This is a genomic window from Clostridium cochlearium (genome assembly GCF_900187165.1).
Taxonomy (GTDB): Bacteria; Bacillota; Clostridia; order Clostridiales; family Clostridiaceae; genus Clostridium_G; species Clostridium_G cochlearium.
On sequence record NZ_LT906477.1, the window covers coordinates 963325 to 979312 of the forward strand.

13 protein-coding genes, 1 pseudogene, 1 CRISPR repeat array and 1 riboswitch (1 of these 16 cut by a window edge) are annotated in these 15988 nt (G+C 28.7%); of the genes and pseudogenes, 12 read left to right on the forward strand and 2 right to left on the reverse strand.

The genetic code is table 11. The annotated features are described in order from the left end of the window. Positions 1-97: 97 nt before the first annotated feature. Together CKV72_RS04645 and CKV72_RS04650 are read left to right on the forward strand one after the other, a co-directional pair. On the forward strand, positions 98-454 hold the full coding sequence (locus CKV72_RS04645) for an arsenate reductase family protein (protein WP_089867657.1): 357 nt from the start codon (positions 98-100) through the stop codon (positions 452-454). Between the two features lie 81 nt (positions 455-535). Beyond that, positions 536-1102: a rubrerythrin family protein gene (locus CKV72_RS04650; protein WP_089867660.1), complete on the forward strand. Its 567-nt coding sequence runs from the start codon at positions 536-538 to the stop codon at positions 1100-1102. A 57-nt stretch (positions 1103-1159) separates the two neighbouring features. Here the strand turns inward: CKV72_RS04650 and CKV72_RS04655 are convergent, their stop codons facing one another. Then, positions 1160-2182 (reverse strand): 3D domain-containing protein, encoded by a 1023-nt coding sequence (locus CKV72_RS04655; protein ID WP_160110524.1) that lies wholly within the window; start codon positions 2180-2182, stop codon positions 1160-1162. A gap of 973 nt (positions 2183-3155) precedes the next feature. Here CKV72_RS04655 and CKV72_RS04660 point away from each other — a divergent pair. Further along, complete coding sequence (locus CKV72_RS04660) at positions 3156-3908, forward strand: polysaccharide deacetylase family protein (RefSeq protein WP_089868116.1); 753 nt, start codon at positions 3156-3158, stop codon at positions 3906-3908. 152 nt (positions 3909-4060) lie between these two features. Continuing rightward, complete coding sequence (locus CKV72_RS04665; protein ID WP_095177624.1) at positions 4061-6403, forward strand: putative bifunctional diguanylate cyclase/phosphodiesterase; 2343 nt, start codon at positions 4061-4063, stop codon at positions 6401-6403. A 23-nt stretch (positions 6404-6426) separates the two neighbouring features. On the opposite strand, the pseudogene CKV72_RS04670 reads toward CKV72_RS04665, so the two are convergent. Beyond that, positions 6427-7838, reverse strand: a pseudogene (locus CKV72_RS04670) (alanine/glycine:cation symporter family protein). A 587-nt stretch (positions 7839-8425) separates the two neighbouring features. Between CKV72_RS04670 and CKV72_RS12375 the strand changes: the two are divergent. From CKV72_RS12375 to CKV72_RS04700, 8 genes are all read left to right on the forward strand, one after another. Next, positions 8426-9679 carry a transposase gene (locus CKV72_RS12375; protein WP_095177625.1) on the forward strand — a complete coding sequence of 418 codons (1254 nt, stop codon included), beginning with the start codon at positions 8426-8428 and terminating at the stop codon, positions 9677-9679. A 237-nt stretch (positions 9680-9916) separates the two neighbouring features. Further along, a riboswitch (cobalamin riboswitch) is annotated at positions 9917-10111 on the forward strand. A 513-nt stretch (positions 10112-10624) separates the two neighbouring features. Then, complete coding sequence (gene ltrA / locus CKV72_RS04680) at positions 10625-12034, forward strand: group II intron reverse transcriptase/maturase (protein ID WP_095177626.1); 1410 nt, start codon at positions 10625-10627, stop codon at positions 12032-12034. 129 nt (positions 12035-12163) lie between these two features. Further along, positions 12164-12292, forward strand: a complete 129-nt coding sequence (locus CKV72_RS12510; protein ID WP_276327142.1) for a hypothetical protein — start codon at positions 12164-12166, stop codon at positions 12290-12292. A 229-nt stretch (positions 12293-12521) separates the two neighbouring features. Next, entirely contained in the window at positions 12522-12698 is a 177-nt protein-coding gene (locus CKV72_RS12105) for a hypothetical protein (RefSeq protein WP_157726533.1), read from the forward strand. Between the two features lie 7 nt (positions 12699-12705). Beyond that, entirely contained in the window at positions 12706-12834 is a 129-nt protein-coding gene (locus CKV72_RS12515) for a hypothetical protein (protein WP_276327143.1), read from the forward strand. After that, positions 12821-13126, forward strand: a complete 306-nt coding sequence (locus CKV72_RS04690) for a hypothetical protein (RefSeq protein WP_096635641.1) — start codon at positions 12821-12823, stop codon at positions 13124-13126. The genes CKV72_RS12515 and CKV72_RS04690 overlap by 14 nt, the downstream gene beginning before the upstream one ends. A 417-nt stretch (positions 13127-13543) precedes the next feature. Continuing rightward, positions 13544-13783, forward strand: a complete 240-nt coding sequence (locus CKV72_RS04695; protein ID WP_095177629.1) for a cobaltochelatase subunit CobN — start codon at positions 13544-13546, stop codon at positions 13781-13783. A 51-nt stretch (positions 13784-13834) separates the two neighbouring features. After that, positions 13835-15520, forward strand: coding sequence for a cobaltochelatase subunit CobN (locus CKV72_RS04700; protein WP_095177630.1), 1686 nt, complete (start codon positions 13835-13837; stop codon positions 15518-15520). Positions 15521-15742: 222 nt separating this feature from the next. Further along, a CRISPR array of direct repeats spans positions 15743-15988; the repeat unit is 30 nt; unit sequence GTTTTTAGAATAACTATGAGGGATTGAAAC; it runs 1800 nt beyond the window's last position.

The window sequence follows — 15988 nt, forward strand, 5'->3', positions numbered from 1 at the left end:
ATTAAAAAAATTAAATGGGAATGCTTGCATAATTTTAGAAAATGTATTATAATTGATAATAAGTATTAGTTAATAATAAATAAAAGTAGGTGAACTTATGAAATATTTATTTATACAATATCCTAAATGTAGTACTTGTAAGAAAGCTAAAAAATGGTTACAACATAATAATATTAGTTTTGAAGATAGACACATTGTAGAAGATAATCCTACAAAAGAAGAACTAATACAATGGATTGAAAGAAGTGGTCTTCCAATTAAAAAGTTTTTTAATACAAGTGGAGTTTTTTATAGAGAAATGAATTTAAAAGATAAAGTTAAAACAGCGGAATTTGAAGAATTGGTTGATATATTATCAACTAATGGAATGTTAATTAAAAGACCATTGGTTGTAGCCGATGACTTTGTATTAGCAGGATTTAAAGAAGAGCAGTGGAAGGAGAAATTACTGTAGATATGAATTATTTTTGCCAAATTTGGTAAGACTTTATAGTGTTAATATATTAAAAATTTAAATATTATATGAGGTGATATTATGTCAGTAAAAAATGCAATGACAGCAGATTTTTTAAGATCAGCATATGGTGGAGAAAGTATGGCACATATGAGATATTTAGTTTGGGGAGAAAGCGCTAAAAAAGATGGTTTTCCAAATATAGGAAGACTATTTGAAGCAGTAGCTTATGCAGAAAGAGTTCATGCATCCAACCACTTTACAGTACTTAAGGAGCAAGTTGGAGACTTTACAGTGCCAGCAGGAGCAGTATTTGGTAAGACAAACATAGTAGAAAACTTACAAGGAGCTATTAACGGGGAATTACATGAAATAGAACAAATGTATCCTGTATATTTAGAAACTGCAAAATTCCAAGAGGAAAAAGATGCACAAAGATCCTTTCACTATGCAGTAGAAGCAGAAAAACAACATGCTGAATTATTTAAAAAGGCTCAAGATTTAGCAAAAGAAAACAAAGATATGGAAGATAATAAATTTTATGTGTGTCCTGTATGTGGTTTTACTATAGAGGTAGAATCATTAGATCAAGTACCAGATAAATGTCCTGTATGTGGAGTACCAAAGGATAAGTTTAAAGAATTTTAATATATAAATATAAAAAAATAGACATGGAGATTTAAATCCACATGTCTATTTTTTATATTAGTTTTGAATGTACACATTTACATATTTTAATCCCCAGTTACAGGCTTCTTTATAGGTGTCAAAGTAAACATCAATAAAGTTTCCTTTAACTGAAGTACCAGTATCAGCAGCTATTGCGTATCCATAACCTTCAACATAGAGCTTTGTTCCTAGCGGAATAACTCTTGGATCAACTGCTATAGTACTGTAACCATTTGGATTTCTTACAGCCTTTCTGCCAGAGTAAGTATAGGTATTATTTACTCCATTAACTGCCCAATAAGCAGTAGCTTTTACTCTAAGTACACCTGAGTTTGCAAAGGAATTACTAGTTCCTCTAGAAACAGGGGTAGGAGATAGAGTGCCTTGGGCTATAATTTTATCCTTGGGTTTTTTAGTAATGATTTCTTTTATTACTTTCCTTGAAGTTTCCTTGCCATTCTCATAAACTACATTTGTAGTAATTTGTTTTTCTCCCTTTTCTCCTTCTTGCAAAACCTTTTTTTGAGATTTTAACATACTAGTATCATTTTTAACTACAGTGTTAAAATTAACAGGAGCGGACAGAGTAATGGTCTTTTTTTCAACCCTAGTTATATCTACTTTCATACCATCAGTTAGGGCTGTATTTTTTGTTGGTAAAACTTTATCATCAGAGCCTAAAACTATTTTTTCTGCCTTTAACATCGATGCAACATCTTTTTCTGCAGATTTTATAGCTAGTTCCTTGTTGTCTACATTAATTTTTACATTTACAGCTCTTCTAATATTTATAACATCTTTATTAGATAGTTTACTATCCATATCTTTATCAATTTTGTCCTTTGGATTTAATTTAATATTTTCTTTATCTAAGAAACTTTGGACATTACTTTGATAAGTTGTAAATTTCTTTTCCTCTCCATCTATTGCTAAAGTTACAGTTTTTCTAGATAGAGCAACAAAAGTAGTTATAACAATTACAGATAGTAACACAAGAATTTGAGCTGTGGATTTTTTGCTATTATTTCTCTTGAAAAAATCTTTTAAATTAGAAATCATAGTCATCTCCTCTCTACATTTGTGCTGTGGAAAGAATAAAGTCAAATCTTAAATCTGCAAACCTCCATATTACATAATTTTAATATTAATCATATGAAGTAAAAAACATTTTTATGTAAGTTTTATTTTCAGCTAATTATTTTGAGTAAAAAGCAAAACTATTATGGCGATAATTATATCACTGAGAGAAATAAAATACAAGGCATAATATGGGAAAGCTTGGTAAAAAGCTAGAAACTCAAGAAAAACTAAGTATTTATAAAATAATTTAATAGGAAAGTTAAATTTTAAAGAAAGAATAAGGGATGATATTTTTATGGATTTATTGATTTATTGATTTATTGGATAAGAAATGTTGAAATAATAGATTATATGCACACATATGTAGAATAGTGATATAATAAAATAAAAAACTTTTGCGCAGTATAAAAAAATTACGAAGTAATTTTTTTAACAGAGGACAGAGGACAATTGACATAGGACAATGAAGGAAGATTTTCCTCCGCTTTGCTACAGAAAATCTTTAATTTTATAATATAATTGAAAATTGAAAGTTGAAAATTGAAAATGATAGACATTTTTTCTTCATTGTCATTACGAAAAAATTTTAATTTTATAAAATCTGATGAGATTTAAAATAAATTAATCTTTATATAATAATTTATTTTATTTATTTGTTAAATAAAAACTTTTGATTTTAATTTTTGTAGAAACTGAAGTTATGTTTAGCAAAGCTTTAACAAGCCATCAATAAAAATGTAAATGTAGATATAATTGAGAATGGAGAAAAGTTGTCAATCATTCTCCACTTTCCATTCTCCATTTTCAATTATAACTAATAAGATTAAAGATTTTCTGACGTAAGGAAGAAAATCATCCTAAATTGTTCATTATTCATTATTCCTTGTTCATTAATAAAAATTTTGTTACGCAAAATTTTTATTTTACGGATTAAGTTTAAGGAAGTGAGATTTTGAAAAAAATATATAAAATTATATTTCCTATATTAATAATTGTCTTTGTCTTACCGGGGTTTTTAAACCAATCTCATTCAAAAAGTGAAAAAGAATCTTCTATTCCAATATTTATGTATCATTCTATATCAGAAAATGAAAAAGGATTATTTAAAGTACCAGAGGATAATTTTTATAAACAAATGAAATATCTTAAAGATAATGGCTATAATACATTATCTTTGGACGAGCTGTATGATCATTTAACAAATAATATACCTTTTTTAGATAAATCTGTAGTCATAACTTTTGATGATGGGTATAGTGATAATTACAAAAATGCTTACCCTATATTAAAAGAATTTGGACTTAGAGCGACTATTTTTACTATAACAGATTATATAGAAGGAAGTTCTTATTTTATGAACTCAGATCAGTTAAAAGAGGTAGCCTTAAATGGAATAGATATAGAAAGTCATACTACTAATCATTCAAAATTAGATAAGCTATCAAAAGAAGATAGAGCAAGAAATTTACGGGAATCTAAAAATACCATTGAAAAACTACTAGATAAGGAGGTTAAATATATAGCGTATCCTTTTGGAAAATATAATAAAGAAGTAATAGAAGATTTGAAAGAAGAAGGATATAAAATGGCATTTACCACTAAAAGAGGTATTGCAAATAGCAACAATGGATTGTATGAATTAAAAAGGGTTTTTATAAGCGGATATACAAATATAAAAAAATTTAAAAGAAAAATAGAAAACTAAAAGAGCAAATTTAAGTAGTATGTATTGAATTTATGGAAATAGCTAATAAATGCTAAGAATTATTTTTTTAAATAAAAATAATTTACAAAGTTAGTTAAAAAGTATAAAATAAATCAAACAAGATTTTCTGAATTGAATGGGGAGAAGGTATAATGAATGAAGCAAAGAAAATAAAATATCAATTAACAATATTAATTATATTTTTCCTAATTTATAATATAGCCATTATATACGAAAATAATTACTGGGGAAATATACTTTCTCCAGTAATAGCTTTTTTAACATCTTATTTTCTTATTATAATATCTAAAAAAATTGATATCTATAAGAATAATTGGATGTTATTAGCACTATCTTGTTTGAGTTGGGGTATATGTGATTTGTTATGGGGAATCTATGATTTGATATTTAAAATTAATCCAGAAAATATAGATTTATTTATGTATATATACATAATACCTAATTTGTTTATTATATCTACTGTAATATTATATTTTATAAAAAATATAAAAAAATTAGAGTATGTACAACTTATTGTAGATACAACCACCACGCTAATATTAATGTTAAGTTTTTTTTGGATATTGATTTTAGGAGAACAATTTGAATTTATATTGAGCAATATATATGAGTTAACAACCTTTTTATACATAGCTACGGACTTTATTTCATTGAGTATTATTTATATAATGTTTATTTCTATAAGAAGCAAAAAAAAATCTGTAACAAATATCTTAATAGTTTTAGGAATAATTGTATATACAATATCAGAGTTACTATATGTGCATCAAAAATTAATGGGTGTTTATATTCCTAATTCCATTTTAGATGGACTATTTATGCTTACATTTATTTTATTTGCTATAGCAGGTGCTTATAAATTATTATATGAAAAACAATATATAGAAGAAAGTTTTAATTTACCAGACAATATAGATAATAATAAAAAAGGTAGACTAATATTATTAATTCCATTAATAATGTTGTTTATGTTACATAAGTTAGATATTCAATGGATAATTTTTTTTACAGGTATAATTTTAATACATAAAGTTTTAAGTTCTTATGTGAAAATTTCAACTTATAATAAATATATGCTTGATAAAGAAATAGAAATAAATGATTTACTTGAAAAAAAGATTGAAGAAAGAACAAAGGAATTAATAAAGGCAAATGATAGGCTTAAAGTATTATCTCAGCAGGATGTACTTACTAATTTATATAATAGAAGATATTTTATGAAAAAAATAGACGAGATGATTTTAACCAAAAAAACAGATGAAACAATAGTTGTTTTTTATATGGATTTAAATGGTTTTAAGATTATTAATGATTCCTATGGACATGATATGGGAGATAAGGTTTTATTAGAAGTTTCAAATAGATTGGAATCTTTTATACCCGATGATGCTATTTTAGCTCGTTTAGGTGGAGATGAATTTATAATTGCGAGAAAAGGAGTTTGGGATTTAATTGAAATACAAGATTTTGTAGAAGAAATGGCTAGTTTATATGAGAAACCTATTATTATTGAACCTTATAAATTTAAGGTATCTTTTAGTGTAGGTATTGCTATGTGTGCAGAAGATAATTTAGACAGGAACACTTTAATAAAAAATGCAGATGTTGCCATGTATTATGCAAAAGAAGATCTAAATAAGATGTATGTATTTTATGATAAGAATTTAAGTAGAAAAGTAGAAAGAAAGAATAAACTAGAATTACTTCTGAAAAATGCGGTGTTTGATGAAGAATTTGAAATACATTATCAACCACAGTTTAATAGCAATACAAAAGAAATTATTGGAGTAGAAGCATTAATAAGATGGAATAGTCCTTTGGAGGGGATTATTTCACCAGTGGAGTTTATACCTATTGCAGAAACATGTGGAATAATTGTTGACATAGGATACTGGGTTATGAAAAATGCAATTAAGCAAGTATCTTATTGGAATAAATATAATAATATGAATTTAAGAGTAGCTATTAATGTATCTCCCAAACAAATTAACAGTTTAGATTTTATTAAAAATTTAAAAACAATTATACAGCATAATGAAATAGATCCTAAATTAATAGATATAGAAATTACTGAAAATATAGAATTAACTCAAGAAGGTGTAATAAAAGAAGTTTTAGAAGAATTAGCTTGTATAGGTGTTAAGATATCTATTGATGATTTTGGAACAGGTTATTCATCATTGAGTTATATTAAAAGATTTCATATTGACAGGTTAAAAATAGCCAAAGAGTTAGTAGATAATATATCTTCAGATTCAGTTAACTTGAAAGTGGTTAAGGCAATTATTATGATAGCTAAAACAATGAATATTAAAACTATAGCAGAAGGGGTTGAAGATGAATTTCAACTTCAAAAATTAATTGAACTAGGTTGTGATGAAATCCAGGGATACATATGGGACAAGCCTTTAAAAATAAAAGAGTTTGAGAAAAAGTATTTGAGTAAAACAGGGAGGGTTATTGATTTTTTATAAAATTAATAACCCTCCCTGTTTACTTAGTTATCATCGTTCCAACATTCAACCTTGCCTAATCCTTTAATATTACTAGCTTTAAATACAGGATTATTACTTTCTTTTAATTGTTTTACATAATCATTAAAGGTAGCAAAGGCAATTGGTCCAAGTTTGGAAATTACAATTAAGTTTATAACTGCCATGGTACCCATAAATACATCTGCAGCATCCCATATTAGTCCAAACTTTGCAATAGAACCTAAAAATACCATAACTAACACAAATATTCTATAAGCTGTTAAGAATCCAGAACTTGACTCTATAAATTCAATATTAGATTCTCCATAATAATAATTACCTATTATAGAGCTATAGGAAAATAACAAAATACAAATTGCTAAAAAGTATTTCCCCAGTTACCTACTTGTAAGCTAAGAGCTGCCTGAGTAAGTTGTACACCTTCTAGATCAGCAGCACCAGGAGTATTAAGTATTCCTGATAATAGTATTATAAAGGCAGTAGTACTACATACCAAAATAGTATCTACATATACACCTAAAGTTTGAATAAGACCTTGTTTAGCTGGGTGAGATGTATCAGCAGTAGCTGCAGCGTTAGGAACACTACCCATACCAGCTTCGTTAGAGAATAATCCTCTTCTTACACCGTTCATTATAGCAGCACCAAGAGTACCACCGAAAGCTGCTTTAACTCCAAAGGCATTGGCAAATATCATACCAAACATATGAGGAACTAAAGTAATATTTTTAATCATAATAAACAAAGCAACAAGAATATAAAGACTAGCCATAATTGGAACTATAGTAGCAGAAACATTGGCAATTCTTTTAACTCCACCAAAGATTACATAGCCTGTTACTATAAATAAGACAATTCCTATATATAATGGTTTAATGTTAAATGCTTTTGTAAAAGAACTAGCTATTGTATTAGCTTGTACAGAATTGAAAATAAAACCAAAAGTAACTGCGGTAAGTATTGAGAAGAATACGCCTAATTTTCTTTTACCTAAAGCTTGTTCAATATAATAAGCGGGTCCTCCTCTAAAAGTATCTCCATCTTTAACTTTGTAGATTTGACCTAGTGTACTTTCTACAAAACTTGTAGCACCACCTATTAAGGCAATTACCCACATCCAAAATACCGCTCCAGGGCCACCAGCTGCTATAGCAACTGCAACACCGGCAATATTACCAGTACCTATACGAGAAGCGGCAGAAATACAGAAAGCTTTAAAAGGGGTGATACCTTTTTTATCACCTACTCCATCTGCGGATTCAGTCATAAGTTTAAACATATGACCAATTAATCTAAACTGGCCAAATTTGATTTTAAAAGTAAAATAAATACCAAGTCCTATTAGTAATACTATTAGAACGTAGGAATACAGCCAGTCATTTAAAAGACTGATAAGTTGTTCTAAACTTTGCATTAAAATTCCCCCTCGATATAATATATAGATTTTAAACTTAAATGTACAAGATATACATTATAAAGTTAAAAACACATCCATTATATTATAACTTATTATGATATATTTTGATAGAATGTTTTTTGCGTATTTCATAAATTTTAATATTCTGAAGAGATATATAGGGAAAATATATAAGAAAGGAGGGTAGTAGGTTATTTAAAGTACATATTTATGTTATTTTTAATTAACAAATATTTAGTAATTTACTTAATTGGGGAGGTTACTATAAAGCTATAAAGCTAGAGGGGACGGTTAATGAATTTAATCTAAAATATAACTAGTAAAAAGATGATGAGAAATCCTAAGTTAGTATATACACTGACTTAGGATTTTTTATAAAGTATAAAAGTAAAAAATTCCAGAAGTTTAGCATTTGAATTTTTTTAGGGCGGTTAGCCCGTTGATTTATAAGATTTAATAAAGAATAATTAGAAATGTTGTATTTTCCGATTTTTACTGGAAATTATAGAGAAAAAATTTGCATAATAAAAGCATCCTTTTTATAATAGTTTTGCGACAAACTCAATAAAAAGGATGCTGATAAAATGAACAAAAGTTATTTAAAACAATTACTCACTTATATTAATAAAGTATATGATATTGGCGAAAAAATCAAGACCTTAAAAGATAAAAAAGTAAAATCACCAGTAAAAATTTCAACAATTACCTTTGTGGTGTTATTTGGATTTATGCTTCAGATAAGAAGTTTCAATAGATTAGAACATTGGCTTAAAAAAGGTAAATTTAAAAAAGTATTACCTAAAAAAACTAAAATGCTACGCATTGATGCCGTTAGGCGTTCTTTAAGTGAGTTTGATTTAGATGGATTAAAAGAAATGCATAAACATATAATAAAAACTACTGTAAAAAATAAAGTGTTTAGAAGTGGCACTATAGATGGTTTAAAAGTAGTCGCTATAGATGGTGTAGAACTATTTGAGAGTACCAAAAAATGTTGTGACAAATGTCTTTCTAGAGTTTGTAAAGATGGACTTACTCATTATTTTCACAGATCAGTGGTATGTTCAACCGTAGGTTCAGATCCACATATTATTTTAGGACAAGAAATGCTTGAACCTAAAAAAGATAGTTCAGATAAAGATGAAGGTGAACTCACAGGTGGTAAGCGTCTAATTAAAAAGTTATATAAAGAGCATCATCATTTTACAGATATTATAGTAGCTGACGCTTTATATTGTAAATCTACTTGGATTAAAGAAGTACTTTCCATAGGGATGGATGCAGTAGTAAGGGTTAAAGAGGAACGACTTAATATTGTAAAGGATGCATTAGCCTTATTTAAATGCCGTCAGGCAAATAAAGAATGGATAGTTAATAAGGGAAGTAAAAGCTATATAAAGATACAAGCTTGGGATGAAGATAATTTTGAAATGGCTGATTCAGAAATAAAAGTAAGGTTTATAAAATTTGTAGAAGAAATTTATAACGGAGATAAATCGGAAATTAAAGAAACCTGGATTATAACAACAGATAAATTTACGTCAGCAGAAACTTTATGGAAAATAATACATAAGAGATGGGATATTGAAAACAATACTTTTCATCAATTAAAAACAGAATGGCATTTAGACCATTGTTTTCTTCATAGCCCTACGGGCGTAGAAACTGTATTAATGTTTATAATAATAGCATTCAATTTAATGCAATTATACTTTTTTAAATGCATACGAAATTTTAGAAAGAAGCATATGCTTCAAGTAGACATAATTGAAGATATAAGAGATGAAAGGCTTACTATAGAAGATAATTGGGATAATCCACTGTTTGTAAAAACCTAATCTAAAAATAAAACTGGAAATTCTTTATTAAAGTTTCTTGGGGTAAGGGGAAGTGTAGCTATTTTTACGACCTATCGGTCTAATACCTTACCAGCTCTTTAAGTAAGTGTAAAAAAATACAATTCCAGTAAAAATAAAATTTTTACTGGAATTTTGGTGCTAAACTTCTGTAATATATTTAAAATTATTGATAAAATTAGCAACCATATGTATAATTATTATGAATTAAATATTGAGATAATAAGATAGTAAATAGGTTTAAAGTAATAATAAGAATCATTATTTTAATTAATAGGGAAACAGGTGAGAATCCTGCACGGTTCCGCCGCTGTGATGGGGAATTTTTTCAAAATATGCCACTGGATTTATCTAGGAAGGTTTGGAAAAATAATGAACCTAAGTCAGAATACCTGCCTATTTAATGAACTATAACTCTACGAAGGATAGGGGGGGCGTTCATAGGAGGGTATTTACTTATCTAAAATGGATAGTTAAACCTCTTGACAAAAGTCAAGAGGCTTTTTAGTGCGCCCAGCATGGGCGTAATCTTAAGGGTGAAAGTCCCTAACACGCCCTAGTAGTGGTAAGTGTATAGCTTAAGACAAGGGTGTCCATCGTGAGGTGGAATTTGAAGGAAGTCGGCGGCAAATCTCTGGTCTGACGGACAGAAATCACATACAAGGCAGTACCTATGGGTAAGGTTGCTAAACAAACTGAAGCCCGATAACTACTCGAGAATAGGTAATGTAAATGTGGCAGATAGATGGAGAGAAAGATTATGCTCTTACCTGGGGAGGTCTTAGATATACATTGTGGAAATGAATTTAGAAGCAATAACCTATGTAGTGATACATAACTGAAATCTAAGAAGTCAGCAGATGTCATAGTACTCTTGCTATTCGCGAAAGCGAGAGGAAGGACTGAACGATAGGAGGTTTTGAAACTTTGAAAAACACAAAGAAATGTGATGAAAGCAGACAACTTCATATAGAAGGTTACTTACAGAAAGATAGAGTGGAACTCGAAGAATATGTAGGAGCGCCTAGCATTTCATTGACGTTAGATAAGAAACAGAACGCTGAAATTAAATATGTAAGTGGATTGCTTGAGAAGATTATAGATAGAAACAATCTAAATCAAGCCTTTAAAAGGGTTAAAGCTAATAAAGGAAGTCATGGAATTGATGGTATGGAAGTAGATGGACTTCTACAATATCTAAAAGAAAATGTCGATAGCCTTAGGCAATCTATATTGGAAGGGAGTTATAAACCCAACCCAGTTAGACGTGTAGAAATACCAAAACAAGATGGTAAGAAACGTCCACTAGGAATTCCTACGGCAGTTGACCGAGTGATACAACAAGCAATCGCTCAAGTTTTAAGCCCAATATTTGAAGAGAAATTTTCAGAGAATAGTTATGGATTTAGACCTAGTAGAAGTGCTCATCAAGCAATCTTAAAATGCAAAGAGTACATGGATAATGGATATAAATGGGCTGTAGATATAGATTTAGAAAAATATTTTGATACAGTAAACCATGATAAATTAATAGGCTTAGTCTATAAAGAAATTAAGGATATTAGAGTGATATCTTTAATAAGAAAATATCTACAAGCAGGTGTGATGATAAATGGAGTAATAAACTCTACTGAAAAAGGTGTGCCTCAAGGTGGAAATTTATCACCATTACTTAGCAATATCATGTTAAATGAACTTGATAAAGAGCTAGAAAAACGAGAATTGAATTTTTGTAGATATGCTGATGATTGTAATATATATGTAAAATCAAGAAAAGCAGCAATAAGAGTAATGGAAAACATAACTAGGTTCATAGAAGAAGACTTAAAACTTAAAGTAAACAAAGAGAAAAGCAAGGTCGATAGACCATGGAAATTAAAGTATTTAGGATTCTCATTTTATAACAAGAAAGGTGAAATGGGAATAAGAGTACATAATAAATCAATAGAGAAATTAAAAGCTACGCTTAAGAAGATTACTAGTAGAAGTAATGCGATGAGCATGGAATATCGTGCAATAAAATTACGACAAATGATGACAGGTTGGATTAACTACTTTAAGTTAGCAGATTTAAAAAGTACTCTAAGAGAATTGGATGGTTGGCTAAGAAGAAGGCTACGCCTATGTTATTGGAAACAATGGAAGAAAATCAAAACTAAACATGACAATTTAGTCAAATTAGGGGTGAATAACTTTAAAGCATGGGAATATGCAAATACAAGAAAAGGCTATTGGAGGATTTCCAACAGCCCTGTTTTAGATACAACATTATCTAATAACTACCTAAAAGAACAAGGGTTTATAACATTAACCGAGAGTTATTTAAGATTTAGGTAATTCTATTGAACCGCCGTGTACCGAACGGTACGCACGGTGGTGTGAGAGGACGGAAAATAAAATAATTATTTTCCTCCTACTCGATTATTTTAAAATACTATAATAAAAATAACAGGAGAGATGAAATTAATGAAAAAACATATGAAGAAGTTTTTAAGTATTTTTATTTGTGGGATTCTTATGTTTGCATTTTTTGGATGTGGTGAAAAATCCAAAGAGGAAAAAGATAGTGATTCTAAACAAACAAAGCAAGAGTAAACATCAAAACATAAATATGACAAAATTAAATATGCAACTAAATTCAAAGTGAAATATTTAGATAATAATGTTAAATTAATAACAGATGGCGCTGATAGAAAGTTATTATTAGTACCGAAGGGACAAGAAAAACCAAAAGGACATGATGCTACTGAAGTTATCAAAACGCCAGTTGATAACGTTTTATTATTATCAACTGTACATACTTCTTTAATAAGACCAGACGTATTTGATACTAAAATGTGTTACAACTTATGATGTAGATAAAGGACATATTGACGAAATAAATGACAGAATGAAAATAGGAATACCATATGTTGTTGAAGCATCATCCTTAGAAAATTATCCTTTAGAAAGAATGGACAAAGTTTATGGCTGCTTTTTACAACAAAGAAGATATAGCTGATAAGCATATGAGAAAGTCTGAAGATATTTTTAAGAAAGTAAGCGAGAAAGTTAAAGGAAAGGAAAATTCATTAGTAACAGCTGGAATGCCATACAAAGGAAAGATTTGGGGGATTATATCAAGTGAAGATGTATGACATGGCAGGTGGAGATTATGTATTTAAGTATGTTGAAAAAGATAAGAGTGGAGCCAATTCAATAATCTTTGAAGATTTTTATGCAAAGAGCAGTAATACTTATATATATGTTTGTGAACTTATGGGAAAAACAAGACCTAAAAACATAGATGAATTTGTAAAACAAGTATCTATAATGAAAAACATGAAATCCATTAAAAATGGAGAACTAAGGGTGTCACAACCTTGCTGGTATCAATCAGTAGACAAGCTAGATGAAATTATTGAGGATTTAGCAGCAATTTATCATTAAGAAGAATTTGAAGATCATAAAGTAAGACATTATTATAAATTATCAAAATAAACAATAAAGGAGGGTAAGTACTTACTCTCCTTTAAAGTGGAGAAACAACATGGAAAGTATGGATAATATACAAAAGACGAAATCAAAAAATATAATTTTTTTAGTACTTCTTTTAATTGCAACATTTTTTGTATTTGCTTTTTTTGTATTGGATTTGGTTCTGTAAAAATTGGAAATACCAAAGTCTAAATTTAAGCTTCAATTAGCAGGAGGAGAACCCCTTTTAAATTTTAATCTTATTAAAGATATACATGAATATTTAAAAAATAAATAATCCAGAAATTAAAATGCAGATGCAGACCAATGGAAATTTAATAAATAGTAAAATAGCAAAGGAAATTAAAAGATGAATATATATATAAGAAATTGGCCATATTTTTACATAATGCACCCTGTTCAGGAGTTGAAGCTACAGTTGGTTTAGGAGCAGGACTAGATGTTTTTGAAAGTGTTGTAAATATATTAAAAGAGCTTAAGAAAAATGGATATAAGAAACTTTTAAATAAAAAATTAATAGGAAAAATAAAAGAAATAAATGGTGCAGAGGAAATTGTAAATTCTAAAGAGAATTTTATTGAAGGAGTAGAGAAGCTAAAGGATTATTGAGTACAAGCAGTAAGTAATAGTAAAACAGGGACGCTTCATGTTTTAGGTGAGGTGCCAGGCTTTGAAGAAGCTGTATCATTTATTAAGGAATATATACAAAATAATAGTAAAAATGCTACTTTAATTAAGAAACTATGTGAAAATGATTACATTTATAATGTAACAATTATGGAATTAATAGAGGAATACATTAAAATTGGTAGATACATTCAAAGTGGAGACAGTACCAAGATTGGTGAGGAATTATATGAAAAATATAAACATATTGAAAAAACAATATTAGATAATTTAAGAGATGAGATACTTAATATTTATGATAAGTTAAAATTGGTGAAGTTTGAAACTAAGAACCTGATAAAGGGGTTAAATGGAAGTTTTGTAGAACCTGGTCTTTCAGGAATGCCCTGTGATGATTTAGAAAATATTCTTCCTACAGGTAGAAATTTTTATTTAATGGACTACGAAAAAATCCCTACAAAGGAAGCATATAAAATAGGATGTAAATTAGCTAATGGAATTATAGAAAAATATATAGAGGAAGAAGGAACAATTCCAGAAAAAATAGCTATGAATATGATATCTACAGATATATCTATGGCAAAGGGAGAACAATTATCCCAAATGTTATATTTAATGGGTATAACACATGTATGGGATCAATCTGGAAAAGTAGTAGATTTAGAGGCAATACCCTTAGAAAAACTCAAACGTCCAAGAATTGATGTGATTGTAAGAATTTCTGGGGTGCTCAGGGACGCTTATCCTAATGTAATAAATCTTATGGATAAGGGGACGGTTATTGCATCATCCCTTGAAGAACCCTTTGAAAGCAATTTTGTTAGAAAGAATACATTTGAAATAGCAAGGGTTCTTAAAGAGTTAGGTGAGAATGAGGATATAGAAAGACGTTCAACAATGAGAGTGTTTGGAGACAAGCCTGGAACCTATGGTTCTGGAGTTAATCTAGCATTAATGGCTAGTGCATGGAAAGATGAAAAGGACATAGGTAAAATATTTGTGTATTTTTCTTCTCATGCCTATGGAGAGAATTTAAATGGACGCATGGCAAAGCATGAGTTTGTTGAAAATATTAAGGCATCAGAGATTTCTTATGATACTACTATTTCAAATAGGTATGATGTTCTATCTTCAGGATTCGCAGCATCAGTACAGGGAGGTTTTAGAGCAGTTAAAAAACTTCTTAGTGGAAAGGAAATGAAACAGTACCATGGAGGAACAGAGAATAAAGATAATATTAGAATATGTACATTAAAAGAAGAGATTAAAAAAACTATGGAAGAAACCTTTTTTAACCCTTTGTGGAAAGAGAATGTTAAGAAAAATGGATACACTGGGGCATCAGAATTTATGAGAAGGATTCAAAGTGTATTTGATTGGCAATGTCTTTCCAAAAATATTGATAATAAAGATATTGATAAATTGGTGGATTTATATGTAAATGATGAGGAAATGGTTAAATGGTTTAGTGAACATAATAAATATGCTGTTGAGGAAATAGGAAGAAGATTTTTAGAGCTATATGAAAGGAAAAAATGGAATCCGGATAAAGAAATTTTAGATAAATTGAGAAAAAATTATATTAAAATAGAAGGAGATATGGAAGAGTTATCAGAGAACTCTAAGGGAGAAATTCAAGGCGGAGATATTGAGATTTTAAACTATGAAGATATTGAATCTTGGAGCGATAAGTTAAAAGATGTTGATGATATATTTTAAGATAATTTTATGTTTAATATTAAGAAAATAATTATTAACTAATAACAATTTACAAAGTCGTCGACCCCCAATCCTGTAAAAAATGCGGGAGGTCGACGACAATTTTTAATTGCCTCGTAAGTATTGATTTCATTGATGTAAAGCAATATTTATATATTTTTGTTTACACTTTGTTAACAATGGATAGTTTTAACAAAGTGTGTTATAATGCAGATGTAATTGGTTTTTAGAATAACTATGAGGGATTGAAACAATATACCAGTATTAAATATGTGATATAATATAAGCAGGTTTTTAGAATAACTATGAGGGATTGAAACATGCTTTAAGACATCAATTAACCTTGCTAGAAGTCGATAGTTTTTAGAATAACTATGAGGGATTGAAACTATTCTAGTTCATAGCTTTCTTCTAATTCCAATAGAGTTTTTAGAATAACTATGAGGGATTGAAACTGGGTAGAAAGAA